Origin of the sequence: Ammoniphilus sp. YIM 78166 (assembly GCF_004522215.1) — a bacterium.
Classification (GTDB): Bacteria; Bacillota; Bacilli; order Aneurinibacillales; family RAOX-1; genus YIM-78166.
In genome coordinates, this window is the sequence record NZ_SDLR01000001.1 from 450,468 (window position 1) to 469,582 (window position 19,115).

At 46.5% G+C, this 19,115-nt stretch carries 21 protein-coding genes; 17 read left to right on the top strand and 4 right to left on the bottom strand.

Going from position 1 to position 19,115, the window contains the following annotated elements; translation table 11 throughout:
• Genes EIZ58_RS02145 through EIZ58_RS02170 form a run of 6 tightly spaced genes read left to right on the top strand, consistent with a single transcriptional unit; the run spans position 1 to position 6,987 of the window.
• Positions 1-1,095 carry a Leu/Phe/Val dehydrogenase gene (locus EIZ58_RS02145; protein WP_134698870.1) on the top strand — a complete coding sequence of 365 codons (1,095 nt, stop codon included), beginning with the start codon at positions 1-3 and terminating at the stop codon, positions 1,093-1,095.
• 24 nt (positions 1,096-1,119) lie between these two features.
• The gene (buk, locus tag EIZ58_RS02150) at positions 1,120-2,226 is read left to right on the top strand and encodes a butyrate kinase (protein ID WP_134698871.1); all 1,107 of its coding nucleotides are present in this window, start codon (positions 1,120-1,122) and stop codon (positions 2,224-2,226) included.
• 2 nt (positions 2,227-2,228) lie between these two features.
• A complete protein-coding gene (gene lpdA / locus EIZ58_RS02155) occupies positions 2,229-3,653 on the top strand; it encodes a dihydrolipoyl dehydrogenase (RefSeq protein WP_134698872.1) in 1,425 nt (474 codons plus the stop codon).
• A 33-nt stretch (positions 3,654-3,686) separates the two neighbouring features.
• Positions 3,687-4,679 (top strand): thiamine pyrophosphate-dependent dehydrogenase E1 component subunit alpha, encoded by a 993-nt coding sequence (locus EIZ58_RS02160; RefSeq protein WP_134698873.1) that lies wholly within the window; start codon positions 3,687-3,689, stop codon positions 4,677-4,679.
• 11 nt (positions 4,680-4,690) lie between these two features.
• Positions 4,691-5,674 carry an alpha-ketoacid dehydrogenase subunit beta gene (locus tag EIZ58_RS02165; RefSeq protein WP_134698874.1) on the top strand — a complete coding sequence of 328 codons (984 nt, stop codon included), beginning with the start codon at positions 4,691-4,693 and terminating at the stop codon, positions 5,672-5,674.
• Between the two features lie 17 nt (positions 5,675-5,691).
• Positions 5,692-6,987, top strand: a complete 1,296-nt coding sequence (locus tag EIZ58_RS02170) for a dihydrolipoamide acetyltransferase family protein (RefSeq protein ID WP_134698875.1) — start codon at positions 5,692-5,694, stop codon at positions 6,985-6,987.
• Positions 6,988-7,924: 937 nt separating this feature from the next.
• Here the strand turns inward: EIZ58_RS02170 and prli42 are convergent.
• Positions 7,925-8,020, bottom strand: a complete 96-nt coding sequence (gene prli42 / locus EIZ58_RS33015) for a stressosome-associated protein Prli42 (protein ID WP_167577443.1) — start codon at positions 8,018-8,020, stop codon at positions 7,925-7,927.
• A gap of 1 nt (position 8,021) precedes the next feature.
• Positions 8,022-9,170, bottom strand: a complete 1,149-nt coding sequence (ftsW, locus tag EIZ58_RS02175; RefSeq protein WP_134698876.1) for a putative lipid II flippase FtsW — start codon at positions 9,168-9,170, stop codon at positions 8,022-8,024.
• 159 nt (positions 9,171-9,329) lie between these two features.
• Between ftsW and mce the strand changes: the two genes are divergently transcribed.
• Positions 9,330-9,758, top strand: coding sequence for a methylmalonyl-CoA epimerase (gene mce, locus EIZ58_RS02180; protein WP_134698877.1), 429 nt, complete (start codon positions 9,330-9,332; stop codon positions 9,756-9,758).
• Between the two features lie 27 nt (positions 9,759-9,785).
• A complete protein-coding gene (locus EIZ58_RS02185; RefSeq protein ID WP_134698878.1) occupies positions 9,786-10,901 on the top strand; it encodes a M20/M25/M40 family metallo-hydrolase in 1,116 nt (371 codons plus the stop codon).
• A 21-nt stretch (positions 10,902-10,922) separates the two neighbouring features.
• Here the strand turns inward: EIZ58_RS02185 and EIZ58_RS02190 are convergent, their stop codons facing one another.
• Positions 10,923-11,288: a hypothetical protein gene (locus tag EIZ58_RS02190; RefSeq protein ID WP_134698879.1), complete on the bottom strand. Its 366-nt coding sequence runs from the start codon at positions 11,286-11,288 to the stop codon at positions 10,923-10,925.
• Between the two features lie 74 nt (positions 11,289-11,362).
• Between EIZ58_RS02190 and EIZ58_RS02195 the strand changes: the two genes are divergently transcribed.
• Positions 11,363-12,481 (top strand): DUF3866 family protein, encoded by a 1,119-nt coding sequence (locus EIZ58_RS02195; RefSeq protein ID WP_134698880.1) that lies wholly within the window; start codon positions 11,363-11,365, stop codon positions 12,479-12,481.
• Here EIZ58_RS02195 and mciZ read toward each other — a convergent pair.
• Positions 12,420-12,581, bottom strand: coding sequence for a Z-ring formation inhibitor MciZ (gene mciZ, locus EIZ58_RS02200; RefSeq protein ID WP_240688919.1), 162 nt, complete (start codon positions 12,579-12,581; stop codon positions 12,420-12,422). The two genes, EIZ58_RS02195 and mciZ, sit on opposite strands and share 62 nt — an antisense overlap.
• Before the next feature lie 41 nt (positions 12,582-12,622).
• Between mciZ and EIZ58_RS02205 the strand changes: the two genes are divergently transcribed.
• The 8 genes from EIZ58_RS02205 to EIZ58_RS02240 all read left to right on the top strand — a co-directional run bounded on the left by EIZ58_RS02205 (position 12,623) and on the right by EIZ58_RS02240 (position 19,110).
• A complete protein-coding gene (locus EIZ58_RS02205) occupies positions 12,623-13,171 on the top strand; it encodes an NUDIX hydrolase (protein WP_134698882.1) in 549 nt (182 codons plus the stop codon).
• 2 nt (positions 13,172-13,173) lie between these two features.
• A complete protein-coding gene (locus EIZ58_RS02210; RefSeq protein WP_134698883.1) occupies positions 13,174-14,346 on the top strand; it encodes an endonuclease Q family protein in 1,173 nt (390 codons plus the stop codon).
• 67 nt (positions 14,347-14,413) lie between these two features.
• On the top strand, positions 14,414-15,058 hold the full coding sequence (spoIIM, locus tag EIZ58_RS02215; protein ID WP_134698884.1) for a stage II sporulation protein M: 645 nt from the start codon (positions 14,414-14,416) through the stop codon (positions 15,056-15,058).
• Between the two features lie 128 nt (positions 15,059-15,186).
• Positions 15,187-15,639: a ferric iron uptake transcriptional regulator gene (fur, locus tag EIZ58_RS02220; protein ID WP_134698885.1), complete on the top strand. Its 453-nt coding sequence runs from the start codon at positions 15,187-15,189 to the stop codon at positions 15,637-15,639.
• 143 nt (positions 15,640-15,782) lie between these two features.
• A complete protein-coding gene (locus EIZ58_RS02225; RefSeq protein WP_134698886.1) occupies positions 15,783-16,022 on the top strand; it encodes a DUF4227 family protein in 240 nt (79 codons plus the stop codon).
• Between the two features lie 86 nt (positions 16,023-16,108).
• The gene (gene xerD, locus EIZ58_RS02230) at positions 16,109-16,993 is read left to right on the top strand and encodes a site-specific tyrosine recombinase XerD (RefSeq protein WP_134698887.1); all 885 of its coding nucleotides are present in this window, start codon (positions 16,109-16,111) and stop codon (positions 16,991-16,993) included.
• 115 nt (positions 16,994-17,108) lie between these two features.
• The gene (deoB, locus tag EIZ58_RS02235; protein WP_134698888.1) at positions 17,109-18,290 is read left to right on the top strand and encodes a phosphopentomutase; all 1,182 of its coding nucleotides are present in this window, start codon (positions 17,109-17,111) and stop codon (positions 18,288-18,290) included.
• A gap of 1 nt (position 18,291) precedes the next feature.
• Complete coding sequence (locus tag EIZ58_RS02240; protein ID WP_134698889.1) at positions 18,292-19,110, top strand: purine-nucleoside phosphorylase; 819 nt, start codon at positions 18,292-18,294, stop codon at positions 19,108-19,110.
• Positions 19,111-19,115 lie beyond the last annotated feature (5 nt).

Here is a 19,115-nt window from a genome sequence, read left to right on the forward strand (position 1 = left end):
ATGATTTTTGAGTATATGGAAAAGTACGATTATGAACAAGTGGTTTTCTGTCAAGATCGAAACTCAGGATTAAAAGCGATTATCGCTATTCACGACACGACCCTAGGGCCAGCTCTAGGCGGTACTCGCATGTGGACCTATGCCAGTGAAGAAGAAGCCGTTATTGATGCTCTACGATTAGCACGTGGGATGACCTATAAGGCAGCGGCTGCAGGCTTAAATCTTGGCGGTGGAAAAACGGTTATTATTGGGGATCCGAGAACAGATAAAAATGAAGAAATGTTTCGTGCCTTTGGACGGTATATTCAAGGGCTTAATGGGCGCTATATTACGGCAGAAGATGTAGGAACGACGGTTGCCGACATGGACTTGATTCACCAAGAAACGGAGTTTGTAACAGGAGTGTCACCAGCCTTTGGCAGCAGCGGGAATCCGTCACCGGTCACTGCCTATGGAGTTTATCGCGGGATGAAGGCCGCGGCGCTAGAAGCCTTTGGCTCAGACAGCTTAGCTGGCAAAAGGGTAGCAGTCCAAGGGGTGGGGAATGTGGCATTTAGCTTATGCCGTTATCTTCACGAAGAAGGCGCAAAGTTAATCGTAACGGACATCAACCAGGAAAACGTCAATCGCGCCATTCAGGAATTTGGAGCCCAAGCTGTCAATGTTCAAGATATCTATGCAGTAGATTGTGATATCTTCTCCCCTTGTGCATTGGGAGCTGTGATCAATGATAATACGATTCCGCAGCTTAAAGCGAGAGTGATTGCTGGTGCGGCGAACAACCAACTGAAGGAAGAACGGCATGGAGACCTCATTACGGAGATGGGTCTAGTGTACGCCCCGGACTACGTCATCAATGCTGGCGGTCTCATTAATGTTGCGGATGAGTTGTTAGGGTACAATCGCGAGCGTGCACTCAAGAAGGTAGATACCATCTATGACAATATTTTGAAAGTTTTTGAGATCGCCAAGAGAGATGGAATACCTACCTATGTGGCAGCAGATCGGCTAGCGGAAGAAAGAATCGAATCCGTAAAACGGTCCCGCAGCACCTTTTTAAGAAATGAACGACATCTGTTAAACCGTCTGCGCTGATAAGAGGAGTTGAAGAATTATACCATGCGTCATATCCTACGACTGCTTGTCATTAATCCTGGCTCTACTTCCACGAAGATTGGGATCTACGATAACGAGAAATGTATCCTGGAAGAAACCTTACGGCATGACACGGAGTTACTGACCACATTTCCGAGAGTGATCGATCAATTCTCGTTCCGCAAGCAAGTAATTTTAGAGGCGCTGCACGAGAAGGGCATTAACATTACAAAGATCAACGGCGTCGTAGGAAGAGGCGGGGTCCTGCGGCCCATTTCTGGGGGAACTTATCTCGTCAACGAGCCGATGCTCGAAGATCTTCGTTCAGCACGCTACGGAGAACATGCGTCGAATCTCGGAGCACTGATCTCCTACGAGATTGCTGAGCAGCTTCATATCCCCGCTTTTATCGTGGATCCCGTGGTTGTGGATGAAATGGATGATGTGGCCCGCTTGTCCGGTCATCCACGGATGGAAAGAAAAAGCATTTTCCATGCCTTAAATCAAAAAGCGGTTGCCAGACGAGTCGCCGTTCAGCTCGGCAAAAAATATGAAGAGCTCCATGCTATTGTGGCTCATATGGGGGGCGGTATCTCCATAGGAGCACATCGTAATGGGCGTGTGATCGATGTCAATAATGCCCTCGCAGGAGAAGGACCTTTTTCACCTGAGCGTGCAGGAACCTTGCCTGCAGGACAGTTGGTAAAACTTTGTTTTTCTGGTGATTACAGCCAACAAGAAATCGAAAGGTGGCTGGTAGGCCAAGGAGGACTTGTTGCTTATCTAGGAACTAATGACGCTCGTAAGGTTGAGGAGAGGGTAGATGCCGGAGATCAGCAGGCTAAGCTTATCTTTCAGGGGATGGCCTATCAAGTAGCAAAGGAAATAGGAGCAGCGGCGAGTGCCTTAGCCGGGCGGGTGGAAGTGATTATCTTGACGGGCGGGTTGACCTATGGAAAGTCTTTTGTTCAGTGGATCACCGAACGAGTTTCCTGGATTGCTCCTGTTCAAGTGTTTCCAGGAGAAAATGAGCTTCAGGCCTTAGCGGAAGGCGGATTGCGTGTACTTCGAGGGGAAGAAGAGGCGAAGTTCTATCCAGCGCATGAATATAGTGAAACGAGGTGTCAATAGCAATGTCGTCCAATGAATATGATTTAGTTGTTTTAGGCGGGGGTACCGGCGGTTATGTAGCCGCCATTCGGGCCACTCAGTTAGGGATGAGGGTGGCTGTTGTGGAGAGAGATAAGCTTGGAGGTACTTGCTTGCATCGCGGGTGCATCCCAAGCAAGGCCCTGCTTCGATCGGCTGAAGTCTATCATACCATGACCCAAGGTGAAGAATTTGGGATTGAGGTCTCGGAGATAAAAGTCAACTTTGCCAAGATGCAAGAGCGAAAGCAGAAAATCGTAGACCAACTGCATCGGGGTGTTCAGCAATTAATGAAAAAAGGGAAGATCGAGGTGTTCCATGGGGAAGGACGTATTATGGGTCCTTCTATTTTCTCTCCTCAAGCAGGTGCAGTCGCCGTTACCAAAGAAGATGGAGACTCCGAAATTCTCGTCCCTAAAAACCTACTGGTCGCAACGGGCTCTAGACCACGGACGCTGCCAGGTCTGGAGATAGATGGAGACTATATCTTGACGAGCGATGAAGCATTGAAGCTAGCGAAACTGCCTGAGTCTATCGTTATTGTTGGCGGAGGAGTCATTGGAATCGAGTGGGCTTCAATGCTTCATGATTTAGGTGTTCAAGTACAGATAATAGAGTTTGCTGATCGGATTCTTCCCTTGGAAGATGCAGAAATCAGTAAAGAAATGAGCCGCTTGCTGAAAAAACGCAAAATTAGCGTGCATACGGGGGCGAAGGTATTACCGGAAACATTGGTAAAGGATAATGGCAAAATATCGATTAAAGCCGAAAAGAAAGGCGAGCTGATTGAGGTTCAAGCAGAAAAGCTCCTGGTCTCGGTTGGTCGCATGGCGAATGTGGAGCATATCGGTCTAGATAATACGGATGTCAAAGTGGATCGCGGTGTGATTCAGGTTAATGCTCATTTTCAGACGGCAGAAGCTCATATCTATGCTATTGGGGATGTAATCGGGGGTTTACAGCTGGCCCATGTCGCTTCCCATGAAGGTATTTTAGCGGTCGAGCATATGGCGGGTCTTTCACCTCATCCGCTGGATTATACGAAAGTGCCTAAAGTAACCTACAGTCGCCCTGAGGTGGCTAACGTTGGCTTGACGGAAGAGGAAGCAAAACAAAAAGGTTTCCAAGTAAAAACAGGTGTGTTCCATTTCCGCGCCATTGGCAAAGCGTTGATTCACGGTGACTCTGACGGATTCGTCAAGCTGATTGCTGACGAAAAAACGGATGATTTGCTAGGCGTACACATGATTGGCCCTCATGTATCAGATCTAATTGCGGAGGGAGCATTAGCCACCGTATTGAATGCCACTCCATGGGAAATTAGCCACACCATTCATCCTCATCCGTCTTTATCAGAGATTATGGGAGAAGCAGCCTTGGCTGTATACGGGAAAGCCATCCACTCGTAAATGAGCGTAAACCAGCAAAGGGGGAATAAACGTATGTCTCAAAATAGGCATCAGGCATTAGGATTGACCAATCAACAGGTACTCGATATGTACTATTACATGTTATTATCTCGCAAAGTTGATGAACGTATGTGGCTATTAAACCGTGCGGGAAAAATACCTTTTGTTATTTCGTGTCAAGGTCAAGAAGCCGCTCAGGTTGGTGCAGCTTTTGCTTTTGACAATACTCGTGACTTTCTTTGTCCTTACTACCGTGACATGGGTGTAGTGACGGTATTTGGGATGACGGCAAGAGAGTTGATGCTCTCCGCTTTTGCTAAAGCGGAAGATCCAAATAGCGGCGGCCGTCAGATGCCTGGACATTTTGGCGGGAAAAAATATCGAATTATGACCGGCTCAAGCCCAGTTACCACGCAAGTTCCTCATGCGGTAGGAATTGCTTTAGCTGGACGCATGGAAGGGAAGGATCTCGTTGTGTTTACTTCCTTTGGCGAGGGATCCAGCAATCAGGGTGATTTCCATGAAGGGGCGAACTTTGCAGGGGTTCATAAGCTCCCCGTTGTTTTCTTCTGTGAAAATAATAAATATGCTATTTCTGTTCCGATCTCCAAACAAGTGGCTTGCAATAGTATTGCCGATCGCGCAGTTGGCTATGGGTTCCCAGGTGTTAGTGTAGATGGTAACGATCCGTTAGAGGTCTACAGAGCAACGAAAGAAGCCGTCGATCGAGCGAGAAGAGGAGAAGGGCCCACGTTGATTGAGGCTGTCACGTATCGTCTTGTGCCTCATTCGAGTGACGATGATGACCGTGCTTACCGTTCTCGTGAAGAAGTAGAAGAAGCGAAGAGAAGGGATCCCATTCTGGTTTTCCAACGCTACTTAAGAGAAACAGGGGTAATGGATGAAGCGATGGAAAATGACATTCATGACCGAGTAGCTTTAGAAGTAGATGAAGGAACGGAATATGCGGAGAATGCGCCATATCCTACGCCAGAGAGCACGCTAAAACACGTTTACGGGGAATAGGAGGAGATCACATGCCAATCATTTCATATATTGATGCGGTTACCCAAGCGCTTCGAGAGGAAATGCAAAGGGATAAAAGAGTGTTTGTGCTCGGAGAAGACGTGGGAGTTCGAGGCGGCGTGTTCCGGGCGACTCAGGGCTTATATGAAGAATTCGGGGAACAGCGGGTCATTGATACTCCGTTGGCTGAATCCGCTATTGCGGGAGTGGCTATCGGGGCAGCAGCCTACGGTATGCGGCCGGTAGCAGAAATGCAATTTGCCGATTTTATCATGCCTGCCGTCAATCAGATTGTAAGCGAAGCGGCCAAGATCAGATATCGTTCCAATGCGGACTGGAATTGTCCCCTCGTCGTTCGTGCCCCCTATGGCGGTGGAGTACACGGTGCGCTTTATCATTCCCAAAGTGTAGAAGCGATGTTCTGCAATACACCAGGTCTTAAGGTCGTGGCGCCTTCGACCCCTTATGATGTAAAGGGTTTGCTTAAAGCAGCTATTCGTGATGACGATCCTGTCCTTTTCTTTGAACATAAGAGATGCTACCGCTTAATCAAGGGTGAAGTTCCAGAAACAGATTATACCGTGCCAATCGGAAAAGCGGATGTGAAGCGAGAAGGGGAAGATATCACGGTGATTTCCTATGGCCTCACCCTTCACTTCGCTCTTCAGGCAGCGGAAAAACTAGCTGCAGATGGTTATAGCGCTCATATATTAGATTTACGAACCCTCTATCCATTAGATAAGGAAGCGATTGTGGAAGCGGCTCGAAAAACAGGGAAAGTGCTAGTCATTCATGAAGACAACAAAGAAGGTGGAGTAGGGGCAGAAGTCTCGGCTATTATCGCTGAGGAATGCCTATTTGAATTAGATGCGCCAATCAAGCGTCTTTGTGGTCCGGATGTACCTGCGATGCCTTATAGCCCACCCATGGAAAAGTTTTTCATGCTAAACCCGGATAAGGTATATCAAGCCATGAAAGAATTAGCTGAATTCTAATTGTTGAGGAGGTTCTTATGCCAGATCAAGTATTGATGCCCCAGCTAGGAGAGAGTGTAACCGAAGGCACCATCTCCAAATGGCTTGTTAAAATTGGGGATAAGGTGAAGAAATATGATCCGATTTGCGAAGTTAACACCGATAAAGTCAATGCCGAGGTTCCTTCTACCTTAAGCGGGACGATCACGGATATTGTAATCCCCGAAGGGGAAACGGTAGCGGTTGGCACGTTGATTTGTTATATCGCAGGGGAGGGGGAAGGAGCGGCGTCTGTTGCGACGGCAGAAGCTGCATCTAAGGTCGACGCTGTTGAAGCGAGAGCGGCCGTCGATTCGCCTGAGGGTGCAGCGATGAACCAGCGCTACTCCCCAGCCGTTTTGAAGTTAGCTCAAGAACATCAAATTGATTTGTCTCGGGTAAAAGGTACGGGTGCAGGCGGCCGCATTACCCGCAAGGATGTATTGGCGGTTGTGGAGAGCGGTGGTCAACAGGCAGAAGCGGTGTTGGCGGCCCCGGCTACTGAGCCCCAGGTTGCACCTACAGTGGCTGCTCCGGTTGCGGCTGCTCCGGTTACGACGCCAGCTCCTGCGAGGGTTGATGTTCCTGTTAGCGATGGAGATCAAATGATCCCTGTCACGAGTGTTCGTCGTACCATTGCCAATCGTATGGTACAGAGCAAGCATGACGCCCCCCATGCCTGGACGATGGTGGAGTGCGATGTTACGAACCTCGTCAAGCTGCGCAACCAGCTGAAAGATGAGTTCAAGCAAAAAGAAGGGTTTAGCCTAACCTTCCTTCCATTCTTCATTAAGGCTGTAGTAGAGTCGCTTAAGGAATTTCCGATTATCAATTCCCAATGGGCTGGAGACAAGATTATAGTCAAGAAGGCTATTAATATTTCTATCGCTGTTGCCACGGACGATGCCCTGTATGTGCCGGTCATTAAGGATGCCGACCAGAAAAGCATCTATGGCATCGCCAAGTCCGTGGATGACCTGGCTCGCAAGAGCCGCCAAGGGAAGCTTACGATTGACGACATGTCAGGGGGAACCTTTACGTGTAATAATACGGGTTCCTTTGGTTCGGTGTTATCCGCTCCTATTATCAATCAACCGCAGGCAGCTATCTTGAGCATGGAATCGATTGTGAAGAGACCTGTGGTCTTGGAAGAAAACATGATCGCTATTCGCGACATGGTTAACTTATGCCTATCCCTTGACCACCGGATCCTAGATGGCTTGGTATGCGGGAAGTTTTTGCAGAGTGTAAAGAGCAAGTTAGAGAGCTACGGACCGGAAACGAAGATCTATTAATTCACAGTTAAAATCACAGAAGAAGGGCTTCTCTCAACTGTTAGGTTGATGAAGAAGCCCCTCTTTCGCTTGGATTCGGACAGACTCGAGCTCTTTTGATGCCCTTATAGCTTGTTGAAGCGCGGATTAGGGCTTCAAAGCAGCCGATTGATGCCCTCAAACCCCGCCGAGGCCCGGATCAGGGCACAAAAGCCACGGTTTGATGCCCTCAAACCTAGCCAAAGCCCGGATCAGGGCATCAAAGCTGCCGTATGATGCCCTCAACCCCCGCCGAGGCCCGGATCAGGGCATCAAAGCTGCCGTATGATGCCCTCAACCCCCGCCGAAGCACGAATCAGGGCATCAAATCTCCCATATGATGCCCTCAACCCCCGCCGAGGCCCGGATCAGGGCATCAAAGCCGCCGTATGATGCCTTCGAATCCAGCCGAAGCCCGAATCAGGGCACCAAACCCATCGTTTGATGCCCTGAAACCCAGCCAAAGCCCGAATCAAGGCATCAAAGCCGCCGATTGATGCCCTGAAAACCAGCCGAGGCTCGAATCAGGGAATCAAAGCCGCCGTATGATGCCCTGAAACCCCGCCGAGGCCTGAATCAAGGCATCAAAGCTACCGATTGATGCCCTGAAACCCAGCCAAAGCCCGAATCAAGGCATCAAAGCTACCGCTTGATGCCCTGAAACCCGGCCGAGGCCCAAATCAGGGAATCAAAGCCGCCGTATGATGCCCTGAAACCCCGCCGAGGCCCAAATCAACGCATCAAAGCAGCCGATTGATGCCCTCAAACCCCACCGAAGCTCAGATCAGGGCACCAAAGCCGTCGTTTCTCGCCTTCTGCTGTCCGAAAAAGGCTTGTATTCGAACTAACCTACAACAAAAAAAAGCGTGATTCGTTATACGAATCGACGCTCAATTGTTCTGATGGGTGTCCACAGCCCTTAATAAAACAGCCCTACACCCATGATGAGAGTGGATAGAAGCATCGTGGCGATAATGAGATAGACTACGATCTTAGTATATTTTCTAGGAATCATGTTAACCTCCTACTCCTTTTGCTGACGGTTTAGTGTCTACTTGTTTTGAATTCTCTCTGGAGATGCTCAGTATCAATCCCATGCTTATCATACAGATGAGGAGAGACGTTCCTCCATAACTAATGAAGGGAAGGGTTACTCCCGTGATCGGGATGATCCCTGTTACGCCGCCCATGTTTACAAAGGCTTGAATGGAGATCATGCTCACTACACCGATTCCTATCAATTTAGCGAATACGTCTTGGCATTTCAAGGTGATATGAACAATTCGCCACAGAAAGAGGATAAAGAACGCGAGATAAAGCATGCAACCAACTAGGCCGAATTCTTCTGCCATGACCGCAAAGATGAAGTCCGTCTGAGGGTAAGGCAAGTATAAGTACTTCTGAATGCTTTTACCGAAGCCTACGCCATAAAAGGAACCATGAGCAATCGCATAAAGCGATTGAATAAGCTGAAATCCTGTACCGAGTCCGTTCATTCCATCATTCCAAGGGTCTAGGAAGGTAGTAATCCTTGCTAATCGATAGGGGGTTGTTAATATAAGCAGCAGGCCAGCGGCTGCCACGGGAATACATAGTGCCGCAAGCTGCTTAAGATGGGCGCCCCCCGCAAAAATAACGGCTAGAGCACTGATAAACAGAATAAACCCGCCTCCGAAATCGTGCGAAGCGATGGCAATGAAAAACGTACCGCTAACAATAAGAGCGGGAAAAAGCCCCTTTTTCCAACTGCGAAACTTGTCTCCTTTTTTGGCAATGAGACCGGCCAGGTAGATAATAAGCCCCAGTTTAGCGAATTCGGCGGGTTGGAATGAGAACGGGCCGATTCGGATCCAGCTTCGTGCCCCGTTGATCACGACACCTAGAGGTGTGTGGAGTAAAAATAGTAAACATACAGAAAGAATAAGGATCAAGGGGAAGTGCTTTTTATAAAAGGTGTACGGAATATTCATCGTAACGAGCATGGCAACAAAGCCTATGATGGCCCACATGACCTGCTTTTTAACAAAGTAAAGGCTATCACTGTAGTTAGGGTCATTGTAGGCAAGGATGTAGCTGGCGCTAAATACCATAAGGATACCAAAGCCAACTAACGCCAAGGTCATAAAAAGTAAAAGGAAGTCAGGGATCCCACGTGATTTGGGCATGAGAGCAGCACCTATTTTTTATAGTTTTAGATCTAGTATCCTATTATAGTACGTTTTAGGTTGGCCTGTAAACCAAAGTAAGAAACATAGAAGAGCAGGATTTTTTGTTCAGGATCTAGAATAGAGTGTGCAATGGATATTAGGATTGGGGGATGTGAGATGGCCACGAAACCGCCGAAGCAGATTGAACATATTGGCATTGCTGTTAGGAATCTAGAAGAATCAGTCAGGTTTTATACCGAGTTAATTGGGTTAAAACTATTGGGATACGAAACCGTTGAAAGTGAGAAAGTAAGAGTGGCTTTTCTAGAAATTGGGGAAACTCGCCTAGAGCTCCTTGAGGCTACCAGCCCTGAAAGTCCCATTGCCCAATTTATAGAGAAAAAAGGGGAAGGCATTCATCATATTGCTCTTCAAGTCGATGATGCAGTTGAGCGACTGGACGGATTAAAATCGAAAGGGATCAAGCTTATCCATGAAGTTCCTAAAGAAGGCGCACATGGAAACCTGGTTGCCTTCCTTCATCCAAAGTCCACGAACGGGGTTCTTTTGGAGCTTTGCCAGCCACAAGTTGAAGCCAAAGAGTAGATCATAATACCCTAGGAGGATACATAGATGATTAATCAGGAAAGATTGCTTCAAGAGTTTATGGAACTCGTCCAGATTGATAGCGAAACCAAGTTCGAACGAGAAATCTGTGATGTACTCAAGATAAAATTGACTGAGTTAGGATTGGATGTTTTCGAAGACGACACGACCTCTATTACGGGACATGGAGCAGGTAATCTCATCGCTACTCTTCCCGGCACGGTACAAGGTCCTACGATTTATTTTACCTGCCATATGGATACGGTTACCCCGGGCAAGGGCATCAAACCTAGCGTGAAGGATGGTTATGTGGTTTCCGACGGAACGACCATTCTTGGAAGCGACGACAAAGCGGGGATTGCGGCCATCCTTGAGGGACTCCGTACCTTGAAAGAACAAGGAATAGCCCATGCTGCCATTCAGTTGCTGATCACCGTAGGGGAGGAGTCGGGCTTAGTAGGAGCGAAGGCTTTTGATCGGAGCCTCCTCCAGGCTGATTATGGTTTTGCTCTTGATAGTAATGGAAAAGTTGGCGATATCATCGTAGCTGCCCCCACTCAGGCAAAAATAAAAGCCGTTGTTCATGGGAAGGCTGCTCACGCCGGCGTGAACCCAGAAGACGGCATCAGCGCAATTCAAGTGGCAAGCCGAGCGATAATGAGAATGCCTCTGGGGCGTATTGATGAAGAAACAACAGCCAATATCGGAAGGATTGAAGGTGGACAGGCGACCAATATCGTATGTCCGCGTGTGGATCTGCTAGCTGAGGCACGAAGTGTAGTTCCAGAGAAGATGGAAGCGCAAGTGGAGAAGATGAAGAAAGCTTTTGCTGAAGCGGCTGAAGAATTCCAAACCCAAATCGATGTGGATGTTCACGTAATGTACCCAGGCTTTAAATTTGGGGAAGGGGATCTTGTCACCCAAAAAGCGATCGCGGCAGTTAAGAAGGTAGGTAGACATCCCCGCTTATTGGCCAGCGGTGGAGGAAGTGATGCAAATGTGGTGGCCGGTTTTGGCATTCCCACGGTGAATCTAGCTATAGGATATGAGGAAATTCATACCACGAATGAAAAAATGCCGATCGAAGAATTGAATAAAGCTGCTGAGCTCGTTGTAGCGCTGGTGCAAACCGCTTTGGAATAATACAGAAAAGAGAGGGAAGAATCAATCTTCTCTCTCTTTTGTCATTTCTTCGTAATGATGTAAAATATAAGGCTCAATGATCTCAAAATCGCCATAACCAAGATTCATGTCTATGTAGGAATCTTGATCCACCATGGGGATATCTTCCGTCTTTTCTGCCATTCCGTAGGCATCTTCCAACTCTTCAGGAAAAGAAGTTCCCTCTTCGAAGCTTCCTCCTAAACCGTTGAGAATTTCATAAGCGGCAATCCAATTCTCTTCATTTATGCCCACCTCAACTTGGGTATCACGAATAGAAACCTGCTCATACCCCGTGTTGATCAGATACGCTCTTGCCCGTTCGGCTTCTTCGGAAGACGAGAAATTTGTACGAATGTGTTGGGTCATGCCGTCATAACCTCCATGTAGAAGCATTATTTTCAATGTTCCCCAAATAAGGAGTGACTATGACGGAGGGATTTATGATTGATACACAAAATGGGAAAGTTCTTTCCATTCTTCATGAGGCTTCCGATATTCAAGAGCTGGTCGTCGAAGTCCAAGGTGAGCAGTCCAAAGCCATTAATTATCCCGGGTTTACAGGCTTCGCATCCGTAGGGGATGAAGTTAGCTTGAATACAACGGCTGTCAATCTCAAGCTTGGGACGGGAGGCTATCACTTTATTGTTCACATTCTGAATAAGCGCCAGCTTCCTTCAGAGGAAGTGAGAGGTCATATCATGAAGCTTAGATATACACCTCTTCAACTAGCAACCGGTTCTTGTGAAGAACAGGGGAGTCCCTATCACAAGCTATTTTGCGAACAACGCTCCTTAGAAGGGATGCCTGTATTAGTTGCAGAGCTTCATAGTATGCTTCCTATTGCTGTTACATATATTAAGAAAATCAATCCAGCCCTTCGAGTAGCGTATATTATGACTGACAAAGCGGGCTTGCCCATTTCCTTCAGCCGACATGTAAGGATCTTAAAAGAGACTGGTGGGCTAGTGGGAACGATTACAATTGGCCAGGCATTTGGCGGGGATTTGGAAGCCGTTAATATTTATACAGGGCTGTTGGCGGCCAAATATATCTTAAGGGCAGACCTCGTGATTGTAGCCATGGGACCCGGGATCGTGGGTACTGGGACGACGTTAGGATTTTCGGGAATGGAGCAGGTAGAACACCTTCACGCAGCCTACTCACTAAGGGGAATGCCGATTCTCGTTCCGCGAGTAGGAAGTGCGGATCCTAGACCACGGCATCAAGGGATTAGTCACCATACGCTAACGGTATTAGAACACACGTTAGTACCAGCTTACATACCGATTCTTGATGAGGTAGTTAAAGACCATCCCCTAAAGATGGGGCAGTCTATATGGGTTATAGGAAGCCAACATCAACTTAGCGGGCTAGAATCGCTTCTGGCTCAATACCCTGAGACCATTACAACAATGGGGAGAACGGTTGAGGAAGATCCGTTATTTTTTTACTCGGTTGGCTTAGCTGCCGATTTTGCCAGCTATATCACGCCAAGGGTTAGTGACCCTTGCGGGATAGAAGATCTTGTACGGTCATGGAGAGATTCGACCATTCTTTAAGTTTGGCTCGAATCTCCCATACTTTTCCTACCACTCGGATTGTATTAGAATGGAAATAGATTTTCAAAGCGGTACCTCCTTTTGGTGTTTTTATAAGCATATGAGTCAGAAGGACAAGCTAGAACATAGGGGGAATCAGGAATGAGTAAGTATCAGGAGAGAACGGTGAACAGTGAACGGATCTTTGAGGGCAAGGTGATCACCTTGCAGGTGGATGAAGTGGAGTTGCCCAATGGTAATTTATCCAAAAGGGAAATTGTCCGCCATCCAGGTGCGGTAGCGGTTATCGCTGTAACGCCGGAGGATAAAATGGTGTTGGTCCGTCAGTTCCGCAAGCCTTTAGAAAAAACCATATTAGAAATTCCTGCTGGGAAGCTTGAAAAAGGAGAAGCCCCCATCGATTGTGCCAAACGGGAGCTAATAGAGGAAACGGGCTACCGGGCGACGGACATGAAGCATGTTAGCTCGTTTTATACCTCGCCAGGTTTTGCTGATGAGCTGATACATATTTATGAAGCAACGGGATTAACGGCGGGGGAAGCTAAGCCAGATCATGATGAATTTGTGGATCTAGTTGAGGTGACCTGGGACGAAGCGAATGGATACATACAGTCAGGCGACATTATCGATGCGAAAACGGTTTTTGCCGTATATTACTGGAAGAACCAACAATTAACCAAGGAAGGTTAGTCATGAAAGATTATTTTGTGGACCTTCATATCCACATTGGGCGAACGAGTAAAGGGAAGCCTGTAAAAATCACCGCATCTCGAGACCTTACCTTTTCTAACATTATAGAAGAAGCTTCACAACGTAAGGGAATGGATATGATCGGTATTATTGACATGCATTCACCAGAAGTACTGGAGGAAGTGGATCAGCTATTGTCTACAGGGGCTCTGGCTCAACTTCCAGAGGGTGGGCTGAAATATAAGAGTACGGTCATCATCATGGGAAGTGAGCTGGAGTTGCGATTTGAGAAGGTTGGAGGCACTGCTCATTTCCTTGTCTTCTTTCCCTATCTAGAGGAAATGAAGGCTTTTTCGGCATGGCTGGGTCAGCGGGTAAAAAATATTACCTTAAGTACGCAACGAGTATACACAACGATGGAAGAGTTGCAAGACCGTGTGTCCTTGGGCAATGGATTGTTAATTCCCGCTCATGTGTTTACGCCATTTAAGAGTATTTTTGGGAATTGTGGAGGGTCATTAGCTGAATTTATGGATCCCTCACGGGTGGCTGCTATCGAATTAGGCTTAAGTGCAGATTCAGAAATGGCCGATCGACTAAGTGAGCTCTACACGAAAACCTTTCTTACCAATTCAGACGCCCACTCTCTTGCGAAAATTGCAAGGGAGTATCAAAAGATACGAATGCACCAGTGCGATTTTGAAGAGCTAAGGAAAGCATTGTGGCGGGAAGAAGGAAGACAAGTCACGGCAAATTACGGCCTGCATCCTAAGCTGGGAAAATATCATCTTACAAGATGCTCCACTTGCGAAGAACTGGTGCGGGACGCTAGTTCCGGGCGATGCCCATTCTGTGGGCATGTGAAGCTTATTAAGGGAGTATTTAATCGCTTGGAAGAAATTGCGGACAGCAAGGCAGCAATACATCCCACCCATCGCCCACCCTACATTCATCAAGTGCCCCTAGAATTTATCCCTGGAATAGGGGCAAGAAAAATCCAGGAGCTCCTCCTCCGCCTTGGAACAGAAATGAAGGTCCTTCATGAAGCAGATGAGGAAAGCTTAACCGCTATTGTAGGGGAAAAAATAGCTAAGCTTATCCTGCAAAATCGTGATGGAGTGATAGATGTCCTGGAAGGTGGGGGAGGGAAATATGGAAAGATCGTTTTAAGCTGATAATCATATTTCAGCTTTTCCCCTCATATAAGTGAAATACATAAGTTTCACGATTGGGGGGAGAGGGATGAAACAAGGTCGATTTGGACAAACTATCCAATCGCATCTAAGGGAGAACTTGTCCTTGTATCTGTTTATTATTGTCCTATTTACGATGGGGGTAAGTTTCGGTGCGATTATCGTCAACTCCCTTTCATTAAGTCAGAAACAAGAGCTGACAGGCTACCTGGGACAATTTTTTCAACAGTTAAAGGGTGGGATTGATGTGAATCCCCAATCTGCATTCCAGCACGCACTGGGAGACCATCTTAAATATATAGGATTTATGTGGATTCTTGGACTTTCCATTATTGGGCTTCCTGTTATTCTTGTGATGATTTTTCTAAAAGGACTAGTGATCGGGTTTACCGTTGGTTTTCTTGTGAACCAGTGGAACTGGAACGGCCTTTTCTTGGCCGGCTTATCCGTACTTCCCCAAAATCTGATTGTCATACCTGCTGTGATTATCATTGGGACGGCTGGAATTTCCTTTTCATTAAGGCTGATTCGCTCACGATTCTTGCGCAGAGGGGAGCCTATCTATCATTACTTTTTGCGCTATTCTGCCTTGATTGTATTTGTGGGTGTTCTCTTAGGAGTGGCTTCCTTATTTGAAGCCTTTGTGTCTCCTCAGATCATGAAGCACATTGTTTTAAGTATGGTGAACTCTTAGTTTTTCCTTCGTACAAATTTCATATTTGACTTCTTTTGCGTGCCTCTTCTATAATGGATAAAGCGGAATGGGTAGTGCCATGACTGGAAAAAAAAGAAGCTTTCGTCAAGGTGCGGGGAGGAATGAACGTGGAAGAAAGAATCGATCGGATTAAACAACAATTGCACTCACATGGATATAAACTAACCCCCCAGCGGGAAGCCACGGTAAAAGTCCTCCTGGAGAATGAAGAAGATCATCTAAGTGCTGAAGATGTCTACTTACTTGTTAAGGAAAAGGCACCGGAAATTGGACTTGCTACAGTTTATCGTACGTTGGAGTTACTTAGTGAGCTTAAGGTTATTCATAAAATTAATTTTGGAGATGGCGTTGCGCGTTACGAATTTCGTGCAGAAGACCAAGCCCATCATCACCATCACTTGATATGCATACAATGTGGAACCGTAGATGAGATTGAAGATGATCTTCTCGATGACGTAGAAGAAATTGTGGAACGAGACTTTAAGTTTAAGATCACGGACCATCGTTTGACTTTCCATGGAATTTGTCATCGTTGTAACGTTGAGGTAGAAACAAACTGATATATTAGGAAATCGAGCGCTTGTGTTTTGAGCGGTTCGATTTCCTTTCTTTTTTTGAGGATAAGTTTTCAATACGTATATTACGCCCATAATAGGAATATGAATGAATTAATCTTGTCCGAAAGGGATTGGGCGGTGAAAAGATGTTTATCTCGTTTCGAAGACTTTTTGAAGGGATTCGTCTTATTATTATTTTTGTGGTTACCACCTTTATATTCTTTAGCGTGATCTCATTTTTTTCTGATGTTATTCGACCTAGCAACCCCTATCGTAAGCCAGAGGGACGAGCAATTAAAGTCATGAAGGTAGAGGAACAGATGTATCCTTCTCAACAAATGGGAGCATGGGAACGACTCAAGTTCTTTTATTGGTATGGGGAATGATATTTTTTTTGTTTGCAGGAAAATGGTTAGATGAAGTGGAATACCTAGGGTAGAATGAAATGCGTAGTCATAAAGGAGAAACAGGAATGCAATCATGGTTGAATCAGTTTATGTCTTACTTGAATACAGAAAAGGGACTTGCTAAGAATTCCATCGACTCCTATCGGAGAGATTTAATTTATTATTTAGATTTCTTGGAATCTAGACAGGTCCGCCATCTGAAGAAAGTAAGAGAAAGTGACCTGACTCATTTCCTATATGACCTGAAGGAAAAAGGACGCGCACCATCAACAATTTCCAGACATCTGGCCTCCATTCGTTCTTTCTATTCCTATCTTCTAAGAGAAAAGGTAGTTCAAAGGGACCCAACAGCCCATATGGAATCACCCAAAGTGATCAAGAAGCTGCCAAAGATCCTGACTATAGAAGAAGTGGAGCTTCTAATGAACGCCCCAGACTTAGATGATCCTTCCGGATTAAGAGATAAAGCGATGCTAGAGCTCCTCTACGCTTCAGGAGCCAAGGTTTCAGAAATGCTAGCCGTTAACCTAGATGAAGTAAATTTGTCACTTGGCTATGTGAAGTGCACGAATAAAACGAGAGAAAGAATTATACCTCTTGGCAAGTATGCGATAGAAACGTTGGATAACTATCTGCAGAAGGGACGTCCTGCCTTCATGAAGGACATTCAGGAGCAATCCTTATTCCTGAATCAACAGGGCAAGAGACTCTCAAGGCAGGGCTTCTGGAAACTAATTAAGAAATACGCACTTAAGGCTGATATCAAGAAGGATATCACGCCTCATACTCTCCGACACTCCTTTGCCGCTCATCTGCTAGAGAATGGGGCAGATCTGAGGTCTGTTCAGGAGATGCTGGGCCATGCTGATATTTCCACCACTCAAATCTATACGAGAGTAACGAAGACAAAATTAAGAGAAGTCTATACTAAAGCGCATCCTAGGGCATAAGCATAAGCATGCCTACGAGCGTTTTTTTGTTCTCCTAAGAATATGGTAATTTTTGATTACATAGGAAAAAATAAATAGAACAACAAAGAACAGTTGAGTTCAGGGGGTTATCAAGATGTTTGATCGTATTTTCCTTATCGTATTGGATAGTGTCGGGATTGGGGAGCTGCCTGATGCTCCCAAGTTTGGCGATAAAGGTGCCCATACGTTGCGGCATATAGCCGAAAAAATGGGAGGATTAAAGGTTCCGAATATGGAATCTATGGGGCTAGCGAATATAGACCCGATACCTCATCTTCAGCCCCAAGTAACTGCGAGCTCCTTTTATGGCAAGATGGCTGAGGTGAGTGTTGGAAAAGACACCAGCACAGGGCATTGGGAGCTCATGGGATTAAAGATTTCTACGCCTTTCAATACCTATCCGGAAGGATTTCCTCAGGATCTTATTGAGGCATTTACCAAGCAGATCGGAAGAGGGGTTATTGGGAACAAGCCTGCATCGGGAACCGAGATCCTTGATGAACTTGGAGAACAGCATATGCAAACAGGTGATGTGATCGTCTATACTTCAGCTGACTCGGTTTTCCAAATTGCTGCGCATGAGGATGTGGTGCCGCTTGATGAATTATATAAGATATGTGAGGCGGCAAGGTCTTTAACCATGGAGGAAAGTGATTATCCTGTACTTCGTGTGATTGCGCGCCCATTTGTTGGGAAACCTGGCCAATTTGAGAGAACGGCAAACCGCAAAGACTATTCGCTCAAGCCACCCGCTCCAACTGTCATGAACACACTTGTGGAAGCAGGCTTGGATTCGATTGCTGTAGGCAAGATCGCGGATATCTATGCGGGGGAAGGCGTGAGTGATTCGATTAAGACAAAAGATAATATGGACGGCGTAGATCAATTGCTTGGAGTTATGGATCGTTCGTTTAAGGGACTAACCTTTTTGAACTTAGTGGATTTTGATGCGAAATTTGGGCATCGCCGCGATCCATTGGGCTACGGCCGAGCGCTGGAGGAATTTGATGCCCGCCTTCCAGAAATTAAAAGCAAGCTGAGAGAAACCGACTTGCTGATTCTAACCGCAGATCATGGCAATGATCCCGTTCATCATGGTACCGATCATACTCGTGAATATGTTCCGTTGCTTGTCTACTATCCTGGACTCTCAAAAGGAGAAGATTTGGGAGTGCGAGAAACGTTTGCAGATGTAGGGGCCACAGTGGCGGAGAACTTTGGAGTAAAAAGTCCTCCGATTGGCAAGAGCTTTTTATCTAACTTAGGAGGAAGATAAGATGTTAAGTATAGAGCAGATTCAAGAGACCAAGCAATATATACAAAATCAACTGAAACAGGTTCCCCAAATTGGACTGATTCTAGGTTCTGGGCTAGGGGTTCTTGCTGATCAGATTGAAGAACCTACGGTTATTCCTTACAACCAGATTCCCCATTTTCCTGCTTCAACGGTTGAAGGGCATAAAGGACAGCTGGTCATCGGAGAATTGCGGGGAAAGATGGTTGTGGCAATGCAAGGAAGATTTCATTATTATGAAGGCTACTCCTTGGATACCGTTACGTTTCCGGTACGGGTAATGGCTGCTATTGGCGTAAAGAGCATTTTGGTTACGAATGCGGCAGGTGGGGTGAATACGAATTTTGCTCCTGGCGATCTCATGCTCATTCAAGACCACTTGAATATGACCGGCAGAAATCCTCTAATTGGTCCAAATGATGCTCAATTGGGTGTGAGATTTCCGGATATGTCAGAGGCCTATTCACGGGAGTTAATTCAAGTAGCGGAACAAGTAGCGAGCCAGCAGGGTATCCCTATCCAAAAGGGCATCTATGCCGGTTTAACCGGGCCGAGCTACGAGACCCCAGCCGAAATTCGGATGCTGCGCGCGCTAGGTGCAGATGCGGTAGGAATGTCGACTGTTCCGGAGGTCATTGTGGCAAGGCACAGCGGGATGAAGGTTCTAGGGATCTCTTGCATTAGCAATATGGCAGCGGGTATTTTGCCACAACCCCTATCCCATGAGGAAGTTATGGAAACGGCGGAGAGTGCAAAAGAGAAGTTTTTAGGTTTGGTCCAAGGAATCATTGAAAAGCTGTAAGGGGA

Excerpts from the sequence above, each read along its gene's own strand:
- EIZ58_RS02170 (WP_134698875.1), top strand. The coding sequence starts at position 5,692 with ATGCCAGATCAAGTATTGATGCCCCAGCTAGGAGAGAGTGTAACCGAA.
- EIZ58_RS02165 (WP_134698874.1), top strand. The coding sequence starts at position 4,691 with ATGCCAATCATTTCATATATTGATGCGGTTACCCAAGCGCTTCGAGAG.
- lpdA (WP_134698872.1), top strand. The coding sequence starts at position 2,229 with ATGTCGTCCAATGAATATGATTTAGTTGTTTTAGGCGGGGGTACCGGC.
- EIZ58_RS02210 (WP_134698883.1), top strand. The coding sequence starts at position 13,174 with ATGAAAGATTATTTTGTGGACCTTCATATCCACATTGGGCGAACGAGT.
- EIZ58_RS02190 (WP_134698879.1), bottom strand. The coding sequence starts at position 11,288 with ATGACCCAACACATTCGTACAAATTTCTCGTCTTCCGAAGAAGCCGAA.
- EIZ58_RS02185 (WP_134698878.1), top strand. The coding sequence starts at position 9,786 with ATGATTAATCAGGAAAGATTGCTTCAAGAGTTTATGGAACTCGTCCAG.
- ftsW (WP_134698876.1), bottom strand. The coding sequence starts at position 9,170 with ATGCCCAAATCACGTGGGATCCCTGACTTCCTTTTACTTTTTATGACC.
- EIZ58_RS02205 (WP_134698882.1), top strand. The coding sequence starts at position 12,623 with ATGAGTAAGTATCAGGAGAGAACGGTGAACAGTGAACGGATCTTTGAG.
- mce (WP_134698877.1), top strand. The coding sequence starts at position 9,330 with ATGGCCACGAAACCGCCGAAGCAGATTGAACATATTGGCATTGCTGTT.
- spoIIM (WP_134698884.1), top strand. The coding sequence starts at position 14,414 with ATGAAACAAGGTCGATTTGGACAAACTATCCAATCGCATCTAAGGGAG.
- EIZ58_RS02160 (WP_134698873.1), top strand. The coding sequence starts at position 3,687 with ATGTCTCAAAATAGGCATCAGGCATTAGGATTGACCAATCAACAGGTA.
- EIZ58_RS02225 (WP_134698886.1), top strand. The coding sequence starts at position 15,783 with ATGTTTATCTCGTTTCGAAGACTTTTTGAAGGGATTCGTCTTATTATT.
- deoB (WP_134698888.1), top strand. The coding sequence starts at position 17,109 with ATGTTTGATCGTATTTTCCTTATCGTATTGGATAGTGTCGGGATTGGG.
- buk (WP_134698871.1), top strand. The coding sequence starts at position 1,120 with ATGCGTCATATCCTACGACTGCTTGTCATTAATCCTGGCTCTACTTCC.
- EIZ58_RS02240 (WP_134698889.1), top strand. The coding sequence starts at position 18,292 with ATGTTAAGTATAGAGCAGATTCAAGAGACCAAGCAATATATACAAAAT.
- EIZ58_RS02145 (WP_134698870.1), top strand. The coding sequence starts at position 1 with ATGATTTTTGAGTATATGGAAAAGTACGATTATGAACAAGTGGTTTTC.
- prli42 (WP_167577443.1), bottom strand. The coding sequence starts at position 8,020 with ATGATTCCTAGAAAATATACTAAGATCGTAGTCTATCTCATTATCGCC.
- mciZ (WP_240688919.1), bottom strand. The coding sequence starts at position 12,581 with ATGCTTATAAAAACACCAAAAGGAGGTACCGCTTTGAAAATCTATTTC.
- xerD (WP_134698887.1), top strand. The coding sequence starts at position 16,109 with ATGCAATCATGGTTGAATCAGTTTATGTCTTACTTGAATACAGAAAAG.
- EIZ58_RS02195 (WP_134698880.1), top strand. The coding sequence starts at position 11,363 with ATGATTGATACACAAAATGGGAAAGTTCTTTCCATTCTTCATGAGGCT.